Source organism: Vibrio sp. 1CM2L (genome assembly GCF_023161695.1).
GTDB classification, from domain to species: Bacteria; Pseudomonadota; Gammaproteobacteria; order Enterobacterales; family Vibrionaceae; genus Vibrio; species Vibrio coralliirubri.
The window spans coordinates 147,811-166,428 of the sequence record NZ_JALNTT010000001.1; the positions used below are offsets into that span (position 1 = coordinate 147,811).

Annotated in this window: 14 protein-coding genes; 4 read left to right on the forward strand and 10 right to left on the reverse strand. The window is 43.8% G+C overall.

From position 1 onward, the window contains the following. Positions 1-98 precede the first annotated feature (98 nt). From MSG34_RS00625 to MSG34_RS00635, 3 genes are all read right to left on the reverse strand, one after another. The gene (locus MSG34_RS00625) at positions 99-734 is read right to left on the reverse strand and encodes a CatB-related O-acetyltransferase (RefSeq protein WP_086774807.1); all 636 of its coding nucleotides are present in this window, start codon (positions 732-734) and stop codon (positions 99-101) included. Positions 735-1,155: 421 nt separating this feature from the next. After that, positions 1,156-2,268, reverse strand: a complete 1,113-nt coding sequence (locus tag MSG34_RS00630) for an NADH:flavin oxidoreductase (RefSeq protein ID WP_050620719.1) — start codon at positions 2,266-2,268, stop codon at positions 1,156-1,158. Between the two features lie 268 nt (positions 2,269-2,536). Continuing rightward, positions 2,537-3,172: an SDR family oxidoreductase gene (locus MSG34_RS00635; protein ID WP_248335983.1), complete on the reverse strand. Its 636-nt coding sequence runs from the start codon at positions 3,170-3,172 to the stop codon at positions 2,537-2,539. Between the two features lie 231 nt (positions 3,173-3,403). Between MSG34_RS00635 and MSG34_RS00640 the strand changes: the two genes are divergently transcribed. Then, positions 3,404-5,239, forward strand: coding sequence for a winged helix-turn-helix domain-containing protein (locus tag MSG34_RS00640; protein WP_248335984.1), 1,836 nt, complete (start codon positions 3,404-3,406; stop codon positions 5,237-5,239). Between the two features lie 105 nt (positions 5,240-5,344). On the opposite strand, the gene MSG34_RS00645 is transcribed toward MSG34_RS00640, so the two are convergent. The 4 genes from MSG34_RS00645 to MSG34_RS00660 all read right to left on the reverse strand — a co-directional run bounded on the left by MSG34_RS00645 (position 5,345) and on the right by MSG34_RS00660 (position 11,486). Then, positions 5,345-6,466, reverse strand: coding sequence for a phospholipase A (locus MSG34_RS00645; protein WP_248335985.1), 1,122 nt, complete (start codon positions 6,464-6,466; stop codon positions 5,345-5,347). Between the two features lie 4 nt (positions 6,467-6,470). Then, entirely contained in the window at positions 6,471-7,151 is a 681-nt protein-coding gene (locus MSG34_RS00650; protein ID WP_248335986.1) for a DUF3313 family protein, read from the reverse strand. 126 nt (positions 7,152-7,277) lie between these two features. Further along, positions 7,278-10,325, reverse strand: coding sequence for an efflux RND transporter permease subunit (locus tag MSG34_RS00655; RefSeq protein ID WP_248335987.1), 3,048 nt, complete (start codon positions 10,323-10,325; stop codon positions 7,278-7,280). A 9-nt stretch (positions 10,326-10,334) separates the two neighbouring features. Continuing rightward, positions 10,335-11,486, reverse strand: a complete 1,152-nt coding sequence (locus MSG34_RS00660; protein ID WP_248335988.1) for an efflux RND transporter periplasmic adaptor subunit — start codon at positions 11,484-11,486, stop codon at positions 10,335-10,337. Between the two features lie 243 nt (positions 11,487-11,729). On the opposite strand from MSG34_RS00660, the gene MSG34_RS00665 reads away from it, so the two are divergent. From MSG34_RS00665 to MSG34_RS00675, 3 genes are all read left to right on the forward strand, one after another. Then, positions 11,730-11,990, forward strand: a complete 261-nt coding sequence (locus MSG34_RS00665) for a hypothetical protein (RefSeq protein WP_050645612.1) — start codon at positions 11,730-11,732, stop codon at positions 11,988-11,990. Positions 11,991-12,136: 146 nt separating this feature from the next. Then, positions 12,137-13,855 carry an aspartate-alanine antiporter gene (aspT, locus tag MSG34_RS00670; protein ID WP_248335989.1) on the forward strand — a complete coding sequence of 573 codons (1,719 nt, stop codon included), beginning with the start codon at positions 12,137-12,139 and terminating at the stop codon, positions 13,853-13,855. A 148-nt stretch (positions 13,856-14,003) separates the two neighbouring features. Further along, positions 14,004-15,602, forward strand: a complete 1,599-nt coding sequence (locus MSG34_RS00675) for a bifunctional aspartate transaminase/aspartate 4-decarboxylase (RefSeq protein WP_017091283.1) — start codon at positions 14,004-14,006, stop codon at positions 15,600-15,602. 113 nt (positions 15,603-15,715) lie between these two features. Here MSG34_RS00675 and MSG34_RS00680 read toward each other — a convergent pair whose 3' ends face one another. The 3 genes from MSG34_RS00680 to MSG34_RS00690 all read right to left on the reverse strand — a co-directional run bounded on the left by MSG34_RS00680 (position 15,716) and on the right by MSG34_RS00690 (position 18,501). Beyond that, positions 15,716-16,405, reverse strand: coding sequence for a hypothetical protein (locus MSG34_RS00680; RefSeq protein ID WP_248335990.1), 690 nt, complete (start codon positions 16,403-16,405; stop codon positions 15,716-15,718). Further along, positions 16,405-17,595 (reverse strand): outer membrane protein transport protein, encoded by a 1,191-nt coding sequence (locus tag MSG34_RS00685; RefSeq protein ID WP_248335991.1) that lies wholly within the window; start codon positions 17,593-17,595, stop codon positions 16,405-16,407. Before MSG34_RS00685 ends, MSG34_RS00680 begins: the two co-directional genes overlap by 1 nt. Before the next feature lie 93 nt (positions 17,596-17,688). Continuing rightward, positions 17,689-18,501: a crotonase/enoyl-CoA hydratase family protein gene (locus tag MSG34_RS00690; RefSeq protein ID WP_048615406.1), complete on the reverse strand. Its 813-nt coding sequence runs from the start codon at positions 18,499-18,501 to the stop codon at positions 17,689-17,691. Positions 18,502-18,618: the final 117 nt, after the last annotated feature.

Sequence of the window (18,618 nt, forward strand, 5' to 3'; positions counted from 1 at the left end):
CTGATTTAACGTGTTTTTCAAGATAAATATGACACAGGTCTTTTTACACAAATCTGTGGCTATACCCGTACCTTAAAAACGCTCGTTACAAACGCTCCTTACAAACAGTTATCGTAATCCGTTATCGCCTGCTTTAACTTTGAAAAATCTGAGTCACATAAATGCTTCCTCAACGCTTCAAACTTCGCTTCTGGCCACTCGTATATTTTGAATGAAATGAGCTCATCAATAACGGACTTATCAAAGCGGTATTTGACGACTTTAGCTGGAGAGCCACCGACGATGCTGTAGGGAGCGACGTCTTTAGTCACCACACTATTCGCTGCAACTACGGCGCCTTCGCCAATCGTCACACCGGGCATCACCATCGCTCGCATGCCTAACCACACCCCATCTTCAATGTGAGTGTCGCCTTTGCCAATGTAGGCGTCATCGATGACATCCATAAATGGATACAGTGAAAACCAATCTACTCTGTGGGTATGGTTGCCGCCCATTAAAATCACAACCTCTGCGCCTATACAGACATAATCGCCGATATAGAGTTCGTCGATTTTCCATCTAGGCTGCCACTGGCGGCTGACTTCGTCACCGTGTAAATAGCGAACTACCGATTGTTCAAAACCGTTGTCCCAGCAATCGCTGTAATAACTGTGTTGACCTTTTACGTGAATATTGGGGTTAGTTACGACTTCATGCAGCAACTCGAATTTGGACCAATGCTTCTTTTGCATTTTTACCTCTGAATGATCTATTTAGTTTTATTCGTTTCAATATCAAAGTGTTCGACGATGCAAATCCAAGGTGCGCGAACTAACGCCCTATCAACACAGGGTTCACTGGGATGAATAGTGAGTATCACGCTTAAATCATAGCAAAGTCGCTAAAACTAAAGAGTCGTCAGTGGATTCGAGGTTGCTTAAGAAGAGGAAGTAATTTCACAGTTTGCTCAGTTTGTTATCGATAACTTGGTTGGATAATTTACAGGCATAGTGTATCTGTTTAATCGCGCCAATTTGACAGGAAGATGTGATTAATAAGGTTTCAAATTTCGTTTCGTGGAATACGGAATAAACAAGAGCCTGCGCGATTACACAGGCTCAAACTTAGACTCGGCTATAAACTTCGGCTCTCGCTTGAAGCTGGGTTCAGCGACTACATGCGAGCAAGCTGTACTTTTCTGTCTTTATTCACCACGCAGAAGTTACCGCGCTTAGTGCGACATTTAGAGCATCGTTCGCATTCAACTGGGCTTCGGTCACCCTCTTTCCAACGCTTCACTAAATGCGGTTCAGACAGCAGCGGTCTTGAAAGCGCGAAGTATTCAATGCCTGTGTTGTTTGCAATCGCTTCGATAGCATCAAAATCTGTCAGGCCACCAACCGTGATCACAGGGATATTAACGTCTTGGCTGATCGCGTGACCATACTCATGGAAGTAGCCTTCAGCTTGAATGGTAAAACCATCGTGCGACTCGCCAATCATAGTGTCTGCTTTGCCATGAATATTACCTGACACGACAATACCATCCACGCCCACTTGTTCAAGCTTTTTACACACAATACGTGTTTCGTCGAAGGTCACGCCACCTTCAAAAAACTCCGAAGCTGTAAGCTTAACCAAGATAGGGAAATCATCACCCACCAGCTTACGCGTTGCGGTATAGATCTCTAACAAGAATCTCATACGGTTTTCTAAGCTACCGCCGTATTCATCTTCACGTTGGTTGTAGTAAGGGCTTAAGAACTGATTAATCAGGTAAGTGTGAGCGGCATGAATTTCAACGCCATCAAAGCCTGACTTTTGCGCTCTCAAAGACGCTTGAGCAAACGCATCAACAATGTAGTCGATCTCGTCTTTAGTCATCGCTTTGCCTAGTGTTTGAGTTCCTTTTTCTGGAACCTCACTTGGTGCGTAGATCACTCGTTCGCCAAGATCATGCGTGGTTTTCGTGCCACCATAAGCCAATTGCATCACGATTTTAGAGTCGTTGTCATGAACAAGTTGAGTCAGCTTTTGATACTCTTCAATGAATGAGTCGTTATACATCCCCATCATGCCCGCATTCGGCTTTTCTTCTTCAACGATGTTCGCGTAACCCGTCACGATCAGGCCAACTTCACCTTGAGCCAACTCTTCGTAGATAGCGTAAAGTTTATCTGTCATATGCCCATCTTCGGTGGCCATATTTTCCCACGTTGCACTTCTCATGAAGCGGTTCTTTAGTGTCATCTTGCCAATGTGGGTTTCTGTAAACAAAGTGCTCAAGTGTCTTCCTCTCAAAATCGTATTACGCGAGTTACCCATTAAGCATGGGCACTGATTCAGGCGGATACTACAGAGAATAAGACAGGGAAAACTTAATCTAGATTAAGAGAGCGGCACTCTCATATGGAAAAAGACAGAAAGAGACAGCAAAAGATGAGAAAAGAGAAATTAGAGGAAGTAAACAGAAGCCGCTTAATTTCACTAAACGGCTTCACAGATTTATAGGCTTATCGCTTGAAGGCTTTACTAAAAATTAGACTTAACAGCGTTATCCATATTTAACCGTAGGATCAACACACTGATAGATCTGCCCAATGCTCGCTTCATTGGTTAACAAGGCTTCGATAAGGCGCGCCACTTCTTGTCTGTAAATCACACCATGAACTTCGACCTGCTGGGACAGCTCACCATTGCCAGTTACCTCGCCGTCTAACAAGCCACCCGGGCGTAAGATGGTGTAATCCAGAGAACTCGAGGCTAACCAAGCTTCAGCCAACGACTTTTCACGAACCGCTGCGCCAAACCCTTTTCTAGATCGCTCCGACAAATACTGCCAAGAGTCACCACAACCCAACGACGTTACCAGTACAAATCGAGCGATACCATTGGCTTCAAGCGCATCTGTTAGATGTCGGTGCCCAATGTAATCAACAGGAATGTCAGCTCTGAAGCTGCCCATGCTAGAAACGATAAGTGCCGATTTAGGTAACTGAGCGACCACAGATTCAACTTGTTCTTTTTCGGTAGCATCACAGCGTAGTGTGGTGATACCAAGTTCAGCTAAACGCGTGTTCTTCTCTGGGTTTCTCGCAACGGCTATCACTTGATAATCTTGTTTGTGAAAATGCTCAACGATTGCAGCACCTAGACCACTTCCTGCTCCCCATACAACGACCGTACTCATAAAAAACCTCATAATATTCATGTTGTAGTGATACTAACCAGACAATCTAAACCGTTCCTTTATTGAGATCAATAAATGAGAATAAGTCTCAATATTATTTTTAAGTTTTTGCTGGTTCTCACTAATCTACTCAAAAGCACGACCACGTATCATAATTAGACATTGGTTAATTGAATTGCCCCAACATGTCTACTAAAGTAATTTTAATACAATGACTTAGTCTCGGTGGTTATGAAAAAAGAACGCATTCAATATTCTTTCGACGTGTGGTTGTTTATTCCTGATGAAGACAAACTCATCATGAACGAAGAAGACGTGATTATCGACAATCGCTTGTCTAAGTTACTCAACTTTTTCTGCCAAAATCCTAAGATCGTATTCTCACGAGATGAGCTCATTAATGAAGTCTGGAATGGCTCAATCTTGACGGATCAGGTGATCACGCAAGCCATTTTTGAACTGCGAAAAATACTCAAAGCGGCTGAACGACACTCCATGGGACACATCATCACCGTGCCCAAACGCGGTTATAAATTGGATGTTGATGTTCACAAAACCATCTTGGTGCCAGCAAGTGTCACCACAAATACCGTGTCCGTTGCAGATGCAGAGCCCTCTCCTTCAATTCAGTCAGACGCACCAGATACGTCGCCAGTTTTGGATGAGGATAAAAAACAACAAGTCGAAGAATCTAAAGAGAGTTCAGTCGAACCCACCTCAGAACAACCTGCTTCGCAAGAGTCAACTCAGCCTGTTGATTCGAAATCTAGCGATTCGAACCAAGGTGCCTCGAGCCATGTCCATTCAAGCCATACCGATTCGAGTACAGTTCCGCCCATTCAACAATCCCCTGTAAATAAAACTGCTAACCACAAACAAGCGCCTATCGCAGCAAATAAACCTCAGAAAACACCTTCACGTGCATTAATCCTCGGGGGCGTTTTAGTTATCGCGCTTGGACTTATTTGGGGGATGTTAAAGCCGTCCAGCTTTACATCAAACGACTTGAATTTAAGTAGTTTAAATACCGCAGCTAATGAATCAAACCAACCACTCGCTGGCTCAAATCAGTTAACTGAACAAAGCCGATCTAACAAGACTGCAAGCAGTCAAAATATAGAAGCCCATAAAGCTCACGAATCTGTTCACTACTTGTCTTTAGAACCTAGATATATCTACGTAAGTATCGATGACAGCTTGAAGACGGATGCCTTTAAGCGTGGGATTATCCATAAATTAATGAGCTACTTGACCACCTATCGCGATTTTCGTGTCGTAGTCGATGAAACCTTGGTGCCGAATTCAGCCAATGTGATCAGTTTCAAGAGTGAAATTGATGGTGACAGAGAATACCTTGATATCACCTACTTCAACCGAATTTCTAACTTCAGACACCTAGGTCGAGATTACCTGATTGACCCAGCTTCACTCCACACGACCATGCGCTCAATGCTTGATGACCTGTTGGATTCATTTAATTTGGATATTCAAAAATCGATATTGAAGCAGCAAATCTCTGAGTTACCCAAACAAGAAGAAGCCTTAACACTCACTCTTGAAGCGCTCGGGCTCACCTTCATGACGTTAGACAGAACCGACACCTTATCTAAGATCGCCCAAGCCAATGAGCTAGAACCCGATAACCATTTTGTTATGTCGAGTCGCTACATGTATGAGCTTGCTGATATTTTTATATTGAGATCGAAACATAAGAATAAGCAGGTTGAAGCGCTCAACAAGAAATTTAAAAAACAGTTACTAAACGCTCAGAACAATGCCAACTCCTACCGAGTCTATGACGCGTTAGCTGCCTACTTTCTCACTGAAGATGATCCAGACCAAGCCGATTACTACCTGAACTTGATACCGAGAAATGAGTACAGTGTGATGTCTATGATTATCTTGGCAAAAATTGAAGAGTCTCAAGGTAACCCTTCAATGGCGGAAGAGTACTACTATGAAGCGATATTGGAATCTGGTCACTCTGTGGTTTTGAAAGTCGCCCAAACCATGTTTTTCAAAAGTAACGTCACCGAGATTGAATCCAAATTGGGTATCAACCAATAACTATTAATACGGCAAACACACCGCATACTCAGGCGGTGTGTTTTTTGCTCTCACAGAAATCAGTAATCGTTAATCGCTAAATCTTTGATAAAAAGCCGATAACAGCTACAACGCATTGGTTAGCAGAATACCCAGACCAATCCTTTCACTGTTGTAGTCATAATCAATCAAGCTCTCTCCATAGCCTTTGTAGTACTGGACATACCCTTGTAACCGACCATACAGAGGAAAGCTGAGTGATGTCTGTATTCCACCATAACCAGTTTGAAAGTTATAACGACCCAATGCTGAAACCTCAAAACCATCCCACTTGTAAGCGCCAGACAATTCGTAGTGACCGAGATAATCTTGAATATCAGGGTTGTCATCGCTACTGCTCGACTCAGGAATTCTGTACCAAGGCTGGAAATAAACCGCAAAGTCATCTTCAGTATACCCTAGCCCAACATAAGCGCGGTTCCAGCTACGACTAAGCTCTGCCGTTCGTCCGTTAGATTCATGCTCTAAACCCAAACGCGAAAACCAAACACCATCAGCTGACTCGATGTTCAAAGGCGTTTCGTAAAAGATCTCTGGGCGATAGTTAGTCTCTCTAAATGGTGCTGAGATATCAGAAGAGTACGCCTGCCAAAATGATTTGAGCGTAAAACCAAAATAGATTTTGTCCGCTTGATTAAACACACCATCATCAACCACTGGAATTTTTAAACTTAACTGCAGTTTGATCTCTTCATCGCTGAGGTCATCCGCTTTACCTCCGAATCGCTCATCCCCATAGGGCTGTGTATTCACGTTAGTCATGTGAGTCACTGGCAAAATGTAGTTCAAGCGATAAGGCGTTATTACAAACGGATTATCTTCGGTTGTGTACTCCATCTTCAATCGCGGGACTTTAGACTCAAGTGCACTTTCGCTGATTGAGTCTAAACCGTCTTCGCTGGTTTCACCCGAGAACTTATTTTTGGGTGTTTTGTTTGATGCAACAGCTTCTTGGGATGAACATTGCTGCTTTAACCACTCGATACTTTGTTGATTGGTCGCTTTGGCCAATGAAGACAAGATACATTGCTCATAGCTTGCTCGTTCATCAACACCGCCAGTATTGGCATACGCTGAAGCATTCACAGCGAGGCCAATAGCCAGTAGAGCAAGCGTGTTTTTGTGTCTAGCTAGACTTTCACCAATCCCGATGCGTTGACTAGCGCTGTTCTGTTTACGAGCTTGCATCACACTACCCTTGTTTTTTATCGAGATAAGTCACTTCAAAAGCAAAGTCGACCGCTTGTTGGGTAATTTGATCCAGGTTTTTATCGAGCATATCTATGGTGATTTCTGATTTTTCATTCTCAAGTACGCCATTATCGTTCACAACGAAAATACGGCGACCAATGAGCTGAGATGAATCATGATCTTTCAAATCCACACTCGCCAATATACGAATCGAACGGTCACGAGTACCTGCCGCATATTTAATGGCGCCGATAACAGAACCCACAGGTATAAACTCAGTCACACGCATGTCTTCAGGGATATCATTAATGTCATAGAGCATCACGCTAATATCGAGCTCCTTATTCTCCAACAATACGTTCTTGTAGCCCTGTAATTTAGTCGCCAGCTTCTCGTCCATTTTCTTGTGGAGCTGTGTTTTGAATTGAGACTGAACCTGCTTTGATACTCGCTTGTCAATCCCCGAACTTTTTATGCCAACGGTCGTAAATTCAAACTCATTGAAGTGAAGTGAATGGCTGTCTTTGGCTATCCACGATACCCCTTTCATGTCGTCATCAAACTGGCTATCAATGAAGTAATGGTTTGAGTCGACACTTTGGATTTCTTGTTTATCTGGCATGTTGCTTGAACAGCCAGCAGTGAATAAAACGATCAATGGGAATAGGTAATGTAGTTTCATGTGAACCTCTAATTTTCTAAATTTTGAGTGCACGAATCCCTAAGCGATAAGGCTCATAAATTGGGATTCGTGTTGATTAAGCTTCTATGTGTATTGGCCGACTAAAGTAACCAGCCAGATAACGGACTAAACTTCTTGTTCTTGCCCGCGGTGATCCGCCGCCAAGTAGGTGTATATCGTTGGTACAACGAACAGGGTGAATAATGTACCCACCGACATACCCACCGTGATGACCAAACCAATCGAGAAACGGCTTTGAGCACCGGCTCCGCTTGCAATCAGGAGCGGTACAACACCGACAACCATTGCTGCTGTGGTCATCAATACTGGTCTCATTCGAACGGTCGCAGAACGAATAGCTGCTTCACGTCGGCTGCATTTCAATTCCTGTTGCATTTGGTTGGCAAACTCCACAATCAAAATACCGTGCTTACTGATCAAGCCTATCAAGGTCACCAGCCCCACTTCGGTGTATATGTTGAGCGTATCAATGCCCAAATACAGTGGCATCAGAGCACCAAAGATAGACAGTGGCACACTAGTTAATACCACTAGTGGGTCTCGCAAGCTTTCGAACTGCGCTGCCAATACCAAGTAGATAATCACAAGCGCTAGGAAGAATGTCGTAACCAGTGAAGAGCCTTCTTGTAGGAACTGTCTCAGTTGGCCTGAAGTATCCGTCGTATAAGACTTAGGCAATATCTTCGCCGCCCCTTCTTCCATCACTTTATAGGCTTCCCCGATACTGATTCCCGGTATCATTTTCGCTTCAATCATGGCGCTATTAAGCTGTTGAAACTGATCCACTTTCGATGGCTGTACTGATTGGCTAATTTCAATCAATGACGCCAGCGGTACCATCTCATTGGTGTTAGAGCGTACGTGGTAGTTCTTCAAATCATCCCAAGAGTTACGGTTCTCATTAGGTACCTGAGTGATAACTTGGTAACTGCGCTGATCCATCGAGAAGTAGTTCACGAAGCCTTCACTGATAAAGCGAGACAACACAGTACCGATGTCTTGTGCGTTCACATTCATCTGAGCGGCTTTATCGCGGTCGATGCGAATCTCTACCTGTGGTTTATTAAAATTCAGGTCGTTTTGTACATAGATGAATTTGCCACTCTTTTGCGCGTACTCTTTCAGTTTTTCAGCGTACTGATAGAGATCCTGATAAGAACCCGTTGGCGTTTTCAGAACCATTTGGAATGGCAGACCTTGCGGCGTGCCTGGTAAATCTGGTGGAGAGAAGGTATACACCTGCAAACCCGGTAATACAGAACTCTCTTTTTCGAAACGTTGCATTACCTCTTTCGCCGTTGCTTCGCGCGAATCCCAATCTTTCAAAACACCCAAACCAAAGAACGCATTGTTGTTCATGTAACCGTTATCTAGCATGGTCATTTCGACTTCATCGTTCTTACTGATGGAGTCAATCAGAGCCGGAGTAAAGTGGCGAATGTAATCGGTATTCGCTTGAGCGGGACCTTGCCCCATCACAATCATCACGCCCTGATCTTCTTCAGGTGCCAGTTCAGATGAAGTATTCATAAACATGAACACCAAACTGATCAGTAACGTTCCTACCACTGGCCAAATATAAACACGGTTGTTCAACACATGTTCGAGCACTTTTCGGTAGCGCTCTGTTACGCCTTCAATCACAGCATCGATTTTCTTAACCAACTTTCCATCGAGAACCGATTTGTTAAGCAGTTTTGAACACATCATCGGCGTTAGCGTTAAGGCGATGAAACCCGAAATTAATACTGACCCCGCCAACGTGAATGCGAACTCCGTAAACAACTTACCGGTGAGCCCTCCCATGAAACCAATAGGCGCGTACACTGCGGCCAATGTAATGGTCATCGCAATAACCGAGCCTGCAATTTCACGTGCACTGTCTATTGCGGCCTTAATTGGGCTGGTGCCATCTTCTAAGTGGCGAAATGTGTTTTCTACAACAACGATGGCATCATCAACCACCAGCGATATCGCCAATACCATGGCAAGCAGCGTCAACAGGTTAATACTGAAACCCATGCTCAACATGAAGAACATAGAGCCAATCAATGACAAAGGAATCGTGACAAGTGGTATCAACATTGCTCGCATCGAGCCCAAAAAGGCGAAGATAACGATGACAACGATCAGCGCAGCTTCCATTAAGGTTTTCGCTACTTCATCAATTGAGGTTTCGATAAACTTAGTTGAGTCATAGATTACGTCCGCTTTAATGCCGTCAGGTAGGCCAGCTTGGATCTGCGGAAGCAATTCGTAAATGCCTTCAACAACGGTTAACGGGTTCGACGTTGTCGTATTGCTGATCGCCGTTGATACGGTAGTCACACCATTGAACTCAACGTCTGAGTCATAGTTTGCTGCGCCTAATTCAACCGTCGCCACATCTTTCAAGTGCACCAGTTGCCCATCATGCGTTTTCAAAGACATGTTCTTGAAATCGTCTACTGAACTTGAATCGGTATGAGCGTTAATATCAACTTCGATATAAGGATTTTGCAGCTTGCCCGCCGCACTCACAATGTTATTTGCACGAAGCGCGTTTTGAACATCTTCAGCCGTCAAACCATATGAAGCCAGTCGTTGAGGGTTCAGCCAGATTCGCATCGCAAAATCTTCTTGCCCCAACATGTCGACCTTTGACACCCCCTCAACAGTAGAGAAAGTCGGCTTAACCACACGGCTCACATAGTCCGAGACTTGCTCCGTCTTCAATGTATCACTCGAAAATGAAACATATAAGATCGGAGATTGAGACGTCGACTTAAGAATACTTGGATCCAATACGCCCGATGGCAGCTTATATTTTACTTGCTGCACGAGAGACAAAATCTCAGTCAAAGCACTGTCCGATGGATACCCTAGCTTCAAATAAACCGTAATAACCGACTTACCCAGAGCACTATCCGATGTCATGTAATCAATGCCCGCTGTTTGGGCAATTTCTGCCTGCAGTGGTTGCGTCACATACCCTTGAACGCTGGATGCACTGGCACCTGGATAACTCGTTGTAATGGTAATAACGCCCGTTTCAATTTCTGGATATTGACGCACTTGCAATGAGGTAAAGGCTTTAAGACCTAACACCAATAGCACAAGGCTTAATACCGTAGCCAAAACTGGACGTTTGATAAATACATCAGTAAATGTCATGGGAGTTTCCTAGTTGCTTTGCTTAGTGCTTTTGTCAGTGATCAGCGGATGTTGGTTGTTAACCAGAACCCATCCACCATTCTTAAGTTGGTGTTGGTTTGAAGTCACAACCACATCTCCTGCTTTCAAGCCCGAAACCACACCAACATAGCCACCTTGTTTAGGGCCGACTTCGACAGTGCGTTGCACAACCTTGTATTCATAGAAGGGTGATGCATCTTTGCTTGTGTGTTCGCTGGCCTTTTTGGTCGACGTATCCAACACAAACACGGTATTCCCGTATAAGGTGTAACTGATCGCAACAGAAGGCACCGCCACGATGGTGTCCGATTCCGATGTGATTAACGTAGCGTCGACATACATACCCGCTTCTAACGGCACAGCTTGGTTAGCCATGGCTCTCAATTCGATATTGTGCGTATTGCTGTCTGAACTCGGTTCAATGGCAGAAATAGTGCCGTGAAAGACTTCGTCGTTGGTTGCTTCTGAATAAAACTGTAAATCCTGCCCTACCTTCACATCGTGTAAGTAAAGCTCTGGAATAGAGAAATCGACATACTGCTTTGATTTGTCTTCCAGCTCGACAATCGCGGTGCTCGAATTAATAAAATCACCCACATCGATATTACGAATCCCAACGCTGCCAGAAAATGGCGCTTTCACTTTCATGTAGTCAATTTGCGTAGCAATATATTCCAGCTTTGCACCTTCAGCATTAAATTGAGCTTGTAGCTTATCAACCGAATTTTTTGAAACGCTGTTATTTCTAAGGAGCAATTTATTTCTCATCAATTCGACTCTTGCCAATTCAACTTTGGATTGCTGGCTCTTATAGTTGGACTTCAATAAAGCGTCATCCAATTTAACAAGAACATCACCCTTATTTACTTGCTGACCTGAAGTAAAGAGAATATCTTTTACTTGGCCTGACATTTGGCTCGTCACATCAATAGATTGATTAGAGTGAATGTTACCAATGACTTTTAAACTTTTGTCCCAAGTATCTTGATTTACTTTTTCCGTTGTTACAGATATGGCTGGCATTTTAAAATTAGCGACCTTCTCTTTGATCATTTCACCTTTTACATAATGAAATCCAAATACAAAAGACAGTAATATAAAAAGAGCTGACCCGACGATAACGCCTTTATACTTACTCATGTGTTCACCTTTTTTTTAAGTCTGGTCATTCTATCCATCGACACCACCAATAAATAAAACTCATATAACATCCACTTCATCTTATATAAAATAAAAATCAAACAATAAAAATCAACAACTTAAACGAGAAACACCAATCCACACTAAATTTTTGTTTTATTGCTATTTTATTTGAAAATGATTTATCTATTTTCTCGATCGATATAATTCTCATCGTTCCTTAAACAATTAAACGAGTTAACTATGTCGAATCAAATTAATCACACTAAAGTCGCTATTAAAGAAAAGATGAAACGTATATATGGGGAAGATGTTGTCCATAAACATAATAAAGACCATTTAGAATATAGAGAGCATCAACCCTCTCATTCTGGTCAACACGGTGGCGACCCAGAAGGTCATAAGCATTTAGTCAATCACCATTCTGATGGTCATCATAATAAGCATCACAAAGATAAAATGCATGACCACAAAAAGTCATCGCGACTGCATCATAAAAAGTAGAAACCTGGGGCAATTCCAGATCATTAAAAATAAGCATTAGATCAATTCATCAACCAAATATGGATTAATGCTTAATCAAACGTTAAACCAAATTAAAAAATGAAATAGCGAGTCAGTGATGATTGCTATTTCATTCAAGGATTATTATGTCATTTATTATTGAACAACTTAGAGACTATCCGTTTATAGCGCTCTTTTTATCACTCGGTCTCGGTTACTTAATCGGTAAAATTAAAATCGGTAAGTTTGAATTAGGTGGAATCGCAGGTTCACTGCTTGTTGCTGTAGCACTTGGTCAGATCGGCGGTATCGCGATCTCTAACGAAGTAAAAAGCATCTTCTTTGCTTTATTCATTTTTATGGTGGGTTACAACGGCGGTCCTCAGTTTTTCTCGTCATTCCGCCTCTCATCACTCACACGCTTATTCGCTTCGTTTGTGATGACGTTTGTAGGATTAATCACGGTTGTGTTGCTCTCTAAATGGGCAGGACTAGATAAAGGTTTAGCGGCGGGCCTTGCGGCTGGTGGCTTAACACAATCGGCAATCATAGGTACTGCAGGTAATGCTATCGATCAGCTGAACCTAGCGCCAGATGTCACCTCAACACTTAAAACAAACGTGGCTGTGGGTTACTCGATCACCTACATCTTCGGCTCTCTTGGTCCAATTCTAATGATGTCACTCATTCCAATGGTAATGGGTTGGAACATAACCAAAGAAGCGAAGAAGCTTGCGGAAAAAATGGGCTCTGGAAGCAAACAGTTAAATGAAGGGGAATTCTCAGCATTAAGCCGAGTGTCATCACGTGCTTATCAAGTAGGTAGCAATTCAATATTTGTTGGCAAAAGCGTGCTTGAGATTGAAGAAGCGTTCAATGCAGACCTAACAATTGAAGCAATTCACCGAGGAAATGAAGACAAAGACACAAGCTTAGATCTGACCAAAAACCCAATCCTAGCAGCCAACGACAAAGTCTACCTTACAGGGTTAACTCAAGCATTCCCTAAAGTGACCTCGCTGGGTATTGAGATCGGTGAATTTAGCGAAGAAAACAATGTGGTTCACACACGACAAAAAATCGTACTGACCAACAAAAAACTCGCTGGAGTTACTCTGCGTAAACTGCGTGACGAAACCAATGCGAACGTACGTCGAGGCGTATACGTAACACAGGTTTCTCGTATGGGGCACGACATCTCAACACTACCAGAAACCGAACTTCACCTTGGTGATGAAGTCACTCTTGTCGGCCAAAAAGAAGACCTAGCAAAAGTAGCCAAAAAAGTCGGCTACAACAGCCCGCTTCCAAGCGTAACTGACTTCGTAACAATGTCTTTCGGCATGGTGCTTGGCTATCTGATTGGCGAGATTGGTTTCACTATCGGTGGTTCTCATATCGCTCTGGGTTCAGGTTTAGGTTGTCTGGTTTCCGGCCTACTTGTGGGCTACCTAAGAATGCGTACACCTCGTTTAGGCAGTGTAAACCACGGCGCAGCCAACTTTATGCAGACATTCGGCCTTGCAGTATTTGTTGCGGTTGTTGGTATTAATGCAGGCGCTCCAGCGCTGACGGCAATCAAAGAGAATGGCGTAACACTCTTACTGCTAGGTGTTTTGGTCACTCTAATTCCTCAAGTACTGACGTTCCTATTCAACTACTACGTACTCAAAATCAAAAACCCAGTAGAAGCGCTAGCGGTTATCGCGGGTAGCCGCAGTGCAAACCCTGCATTCGCATCGCTACTAGAAAAAACACAAAACAGCACGCCAGTACCGAGTTTCACGATGACTTATGCGGTTGCCAATATCTTCCTCACCTTATGGGGTCCGATCATCATCAACCTAATTACCAAAATTTCGTAATCAACACCGAATCAGCCAATTGATGATTCAACTTATTAATTAACGAGTTAACACAGTAGCTAGCCAAGCAGGCTAGCTGCTCAAAGAAATTAACTTACTTATCTATCCAACAAACTTGAATCTTAAACAAATTTAAAGAGAAACGACTATGAAACGCACAGATGAAAAACGCCTAGAAACACTAAGCCCATTCGAAGTAAAAAACACACTGATCGACCTTGCGCAGCATTCACATGAGAAAACCATGATCAACGCTGGTCGTGGTAACCCAAACTGGGTCGCAACTGCGCCACGTGAAGCCTTTTTCCAGTTAGGTATGTTTGCACTAGAAGAATCAAAATCGAATTTCTCAGGGTATGAAGGCTTTGGTGGTATGGGAGTTCAACAAGATATTAGCCTGCGCTTTCTTCAGTTTTGTGAAAAATACGAAGACCAAGAAGGTGTACAATTCCTCATTGAAGCCTTCCAGTTTATTACGGATCAATATCAGGTAGACGGTGATGCGCTTATTTATGAATGGGTTGAGGGGATTCTAGGTAACAACTACCCTGTGCCTGATCGCATGCTCAAATATTCGGAACTCATTGCTCGTAAATACATTGAGCAAGAAATGGCGGGGTCGCAGCCATTACCTGCTGGGAAGTTTGACCTATTTGCTGTTGAGGGTGGCACAGCGGCCATGGTTTACATATTCAACACGCTAAAGAGTAACCGACTATTGAACCCTGGTGACACCATCGCGATTGGCGCGCCGATTTTCACTCCGTATATTGAAATGCCAGAGCTAGAAGATTACGCGCTCAACAAAGTAGAAATCATGGCGGATGAAGCGTCTGCGTGGCAAATTCCAGACTCTGAGTTAGAAAAGCTGAACGATCCAAGTGTTAAAGCTTTCTTCCTGGTTAACCCAAGCAACCCAGCTTCGGTTCGATTGAGCGATGAAACACTCTATAAGATTGCAGAGGTTGCTAACCGTCGTCCTGACCTCATCCTTCTTACTGATGATGTTTATGGCACTTTCGCTGATAACTTCACATCACTGGCAATGCTGGCTCCGAAGAACACTATTTTGGTGTATTCCTACTCTAAGTACTTTGGTGCAACAGGCTGGCGTTTAGGCGTGATTGGCGTACACGAAGACAATAATTTCGACCGCATGATTCGAGATCTTCCTGAAGACACTCGAAGCACGTTATCTCAGCGATACCAAGGAATTGCACTTGAGCCGAGTAAGATTAAGTTCATTGACCGTTTGGTGGCGGACAGCCGTGCGGTCGCACTGAACCATACCGCCGGTCTTTCAACACCTCAGCAGATTCAAATGACGATGTTCTCGCTACTGTCTTTGATGAAGGATGGCGAAGAGTACAAACGACTCGCAAAACAAATTGTGCGTCGTCGCTACCACACTCTAATGCAGAAGAACTTAGCCGCGCCAATCGTTGCTGAAGGTGATCAAACCGGAGCGTTCTATTACGTGGAGATTGATCTAAAAGAGATTGCTCAAACGATTCACAGCAACGACTTTTTCGCATGGTTAGAAGAAACGTATGAGCCGCTGGATTTCTTGGTTCGCCTTGCCGAAGAACATGGCGTGATTGTGATGCCGGGGGCGGGTTTTGATGCGCCAACGTGGTCTCTGCGTGTGTCTCTCGCGAATCTAGAGGAAGCACAATACGCAAATATCACCAAAGCGATGAACGCGGTAATGCAGAGCTATGTTGAACGTTACGAAGCGGCTTGCTAGCACGGCTTCAACGCTAAAAAGATCATAGAAAAGCGATAAGTTCTGAGTGTAGATTCACTAAATTGGTGACCCTACACTCAGTTCTTTTTATCTAAGACGATCTATGAGAATAACTATTTGAATTCATAGGTATAAGAAGCGCCAACACTGTTATTCTCACCGAAGTCATCCTCAGCAAAGATAGTGAAGACGTTGAATGATTGAGCATCACTCAACTTGTAGCTTGTACCGACGCCAGCCCAATACCCTGAATAATCATCAGAGCCCATTGAACCACCACCGAAGCCCATGATAGACCATTCATCAGTGATCGTTTTTAAGCCAAACGCACCAATGTAGCCACCGTGTGTTGCACTCGGCATCAATACATAGTCAGAGCCAACGTTATCATCATCGAAAACCGCTACTTCGCCATCATTATAACTGTAGCCAGCCATCGGGAAGATTTGCCAACCGAACGGCTCAATGTCGAAATAACTCAGTGGGATAAACGTACCAATACTGTAGTTGTTCTTATAAGCATCGTTGTCATACTCAGAGCGGCTAAAGTTGAAGTTCACGATCCCCATAGGCAACAGCCATGAACCGCCTAATCGCCACTCTTCGCCGTCTGCATTGACACGAGCATTGATCATTCGCGCTTCATCTAAACCAATAGACCCTGAGAACTGCAAATCTTCGTTATAAGCAACGCCAGCTTTGGTTACGATTTTAGTCGGGTCGTCAGGGTGCTTCTCTTCAGCAAAAGCACCCATCGAACCAAGCATTGCCGCAGCAACAAGTAATAGATTACGTAATGTCATTAGAAGGTCGCGCTAACGCCAACAAAGTGGATACGGCCATCGAAAGAACCGTTTAGCAAATTGATATCGCTACCAGCAAGATTACGGTCCATATCAACAGAACCTAAATCTGCGTATTCGTAGAACACGTCGATTAAGATATCATCCCAATACGTTGAAGCACCTATCGAGTAGCGGTACTGCTCACCGACTGGAAGGTCAACCCACTGCATTGCAGGATCATCTTGTGGCGAGGTCTCATAAGAGAAGCCGGCTTTTAAACGCCAGTCTGAGTTAAGTTGATAATCAGCACCAACCGCAAATTTCCAAACATCATCCCAGTCGCGCTCAATCGGAACACCATTAATTGGACTTCCTGCTATTCCAAAATCAAGAACGGTTGTATCCCATTCACTCCAACGGTGGAACTGAACGCTCGCAAGTAGATCAAGTTGAGAGTTCAAAGCATAGCTCGCACTGACATCGATGATTTCAGGTAGAGCAATATCAGTTGATAATGAATTCAATACGCCTTGGTTAATAACGCCATTTACATCATTGTTAAACTCATGCTCTAGCTTAGAACGGTAACTTGCGCCCAGCTTAAGTTTATCTGTCGGTGTGTACATTACGCCAAGGTTATAACCGTATGCCCAGTCAGTATCTTGTTTAGCAGTAAGCATTGATGTAGTTTGTTGAAATGCAGCCCAACTGAATTGAACACCCGCGCCTACTGACCATTGGTCATTCAGCTTATAACTCAGTGATGGGTTCACTTGCATTGCAGTGAGAGTGATATCTTCTAGAAGTGCAGCACCCGCCCATTCACTGCCGTAATCAAGGCTTGAACCACCAACAGCACCAAGCGCAATACCAAGGTGTAATTTGTCTGTGACTTGATGCGCGTGGAAGGCACCAAATGAAGGCATGACTGTATGCGCTTTACCGTCTTGCTTGTCGCCGTTGTCTTGATATTGCATCTCAAGATCAAATGCCATGGTATTGATAGTCGTTTTGCTTTCGCCCATGTGAGACATAGTGGCAGGGTTAGTCCACATCGCCGCTGCAGATCGAGTGTAAACACCATCACCAGCGCCAGTAGTACCCGCGTTGGCAACGACAGCTTCTTGCAAAAACAGGCCACTTGCGAATGCATTTAAGCTAGTAAAAATTGCAGTGGCAGCTAGAGAGTAAGTAAAAGTTTTGTTCATCAGAGCGCTCATTTAGCCTTAGACATTAAATTGCTCTAAGGTTACCGCAAAGCCCTATAAACAAAGGGAATATCCATTATTCCTGTACAAACGCTATTTAAACTTTCTGGCGACGTAAGGGCGTGGTTTGTCTCGATGAATTTCACGTTGAGCTGCAATCGCCCTGTTCTTACCTAACCCAACCTTTATCTGATACCAAGTCTCGTAGAACACAGCCATACCAGGGCTTGACCACCAAGTCTTGTTGTAGAGTTTCTTGTTAGCAGCGACAACATCTGGCGACCGATTCGCGCACTCAAGTGCCAACGCATAGGCTTCAGCGTAAGGGTCTTCGGCAATCTTGGTCACCAATCCATATTCTTTCGCGGTTTCGCAGTCGATCACTTTAGCCGTCATCGCCATTTCTAGAGTGTGATCTTTACGCATCAGCTCTCTAAAGGCGATAGCGCCTCCCATGTCTGGAATCAAACCCCACTTTGCTTCCAATATTGAGAAGTTCGCATCCGGGCTAGCAATTCTAAAATCACCACCACTGACCAATTGCAGACCGCCCCCCCAACAACGACCATGAATCGCAAAAATTACTGGGCATGGAATATCTCGCCAACCCAATGAAAAGCGTTGTGCTGCGTTAGGCAATGTCGGTAGCCATTTAAACAACAGCTTCATCGCCCCAGATTTACTGGTCAAAAGAGACTTAACATCAAGCCCTGAACAAAAATCAGAGCCCTCGCCCTTCACTATTACAGCTCGAATCTCGGTGTTCTTTTTCAGCTGAGTCACCATGTTATTCACGCCTTGGAACATTGCCATATCAATAGCATTGAGCTTATCGGGTCGATTCAACACTACCGTCGCAATTTGGTTTTCATCGATAGAACAAGTAATACGATCGAGGTTTGGCATGGTGGCTACCTTATAAGTGGTCAGACCTTTAGGTTATACATTTTATTAACATATGCCAAACTTGCACATTAAGAAGCGAGACCTGTGTTGCTTAACGATTCTCCCTTACATAAACGA

What these genes read in the sequence shown, in the direction of transcription:
- MSG34_RS00625 (WP_086774807.1), bottom strand. Translation starts at nt 734, where the DNA reads ATGCAAAAGAAGCATTGGTCCAAATTCGAGTTGCTGCATGAAGTCGTA.
- MSG34_RS00635 (WP_248335983.1), bottom strand. Translation starts at nt 3,172, where the DNA reads ATGAGTACGGTCGTTGTATGGGGAGCAGGAAGTGGTCTAGGTGCTGCA.
- MSG34_RS00640 (WP_248335984.1), top strand. Translation starts at nt 3,404, where the DNA reads ATGAAAAAAGAACGCATTCAATATTCTTTCGACGTGTGGTTGTTTATT.
- MSG34_RS00645 (WP_248335985.1), bottom strand. Translation starts at nt 6,466, where the DNA reads ATGCAAGCTCGTAAACAGAACAGCGCTAGTCAACGCATCGGGATTGGT.
- MSG34_RS00650 (WP_248335986.1), bottom strand. Translation starts at nt 7,151, where the DNA reads ATGAAACTACATTACCTATTCCCATTGATCGTTTTATTCACTGCTGGC.
- MSG34_RS00655 (WP_248335987.1), bottom strand. Translation starts at nt 10,325, where the DNA reads ATGACATTTACTGATGTATTTATCAAACGTCCAGTTTTGGCTACGGTA.
- MSG34_RS00660 (WP_248335988.1), bottom strand. Translation starts at nt 11,486, where the DNA reads ATGAGTAAGTATAAAGGCGTTATCGTCGGGTCAGCTCTTTTTATATTA.
- MSG34_RS00665 (WP_050645612.1), top strand. Translation starts at nt 11,730, where the DNA reads ATGTCGAATCAAATTAATCACACTAAAGTCGCTATTAAAGAAAAGATG.
- aspT (WP_248335989.1), top strand. Translation starts at nt 12,137, where the DNA reads ATGTCATTTATTATTGAACAACTTAGAGACTATCCGTTTATAGCGCTC.
- MSG34_RS00675 (WP_017091283.1), top strand. Translation starts at nt 14,004, where the DNA reads ATGAAACGCACAGATGAAAAACGCCTAGAAACACTAAGCCCATTCGAA.
- MSG34_RS00680 (WP_248335990.1), bottom strand. Translation starts at nt 16,405, where the DNA reads ATGACATTACGTAATCTATTACTTGTTGCTGCGGCAATGCTTGGTTCG.
- MSG34_RS00685 (WP_248335991.1), bottom strand. Translation starts at nt 17,595, where the DNA reads ATGAACAAAACTTTTACTTACTCTCTAGCTGCCACTGCAATTTTTACT.
- MSG34_RS00690 (WP_048615406.1), bottom strand. Translation starts at nt 18,501, where the DNA reads ATGCCAAACCTCGATCGTATTACTTGTTCTATCGATGAAAACCAAATT.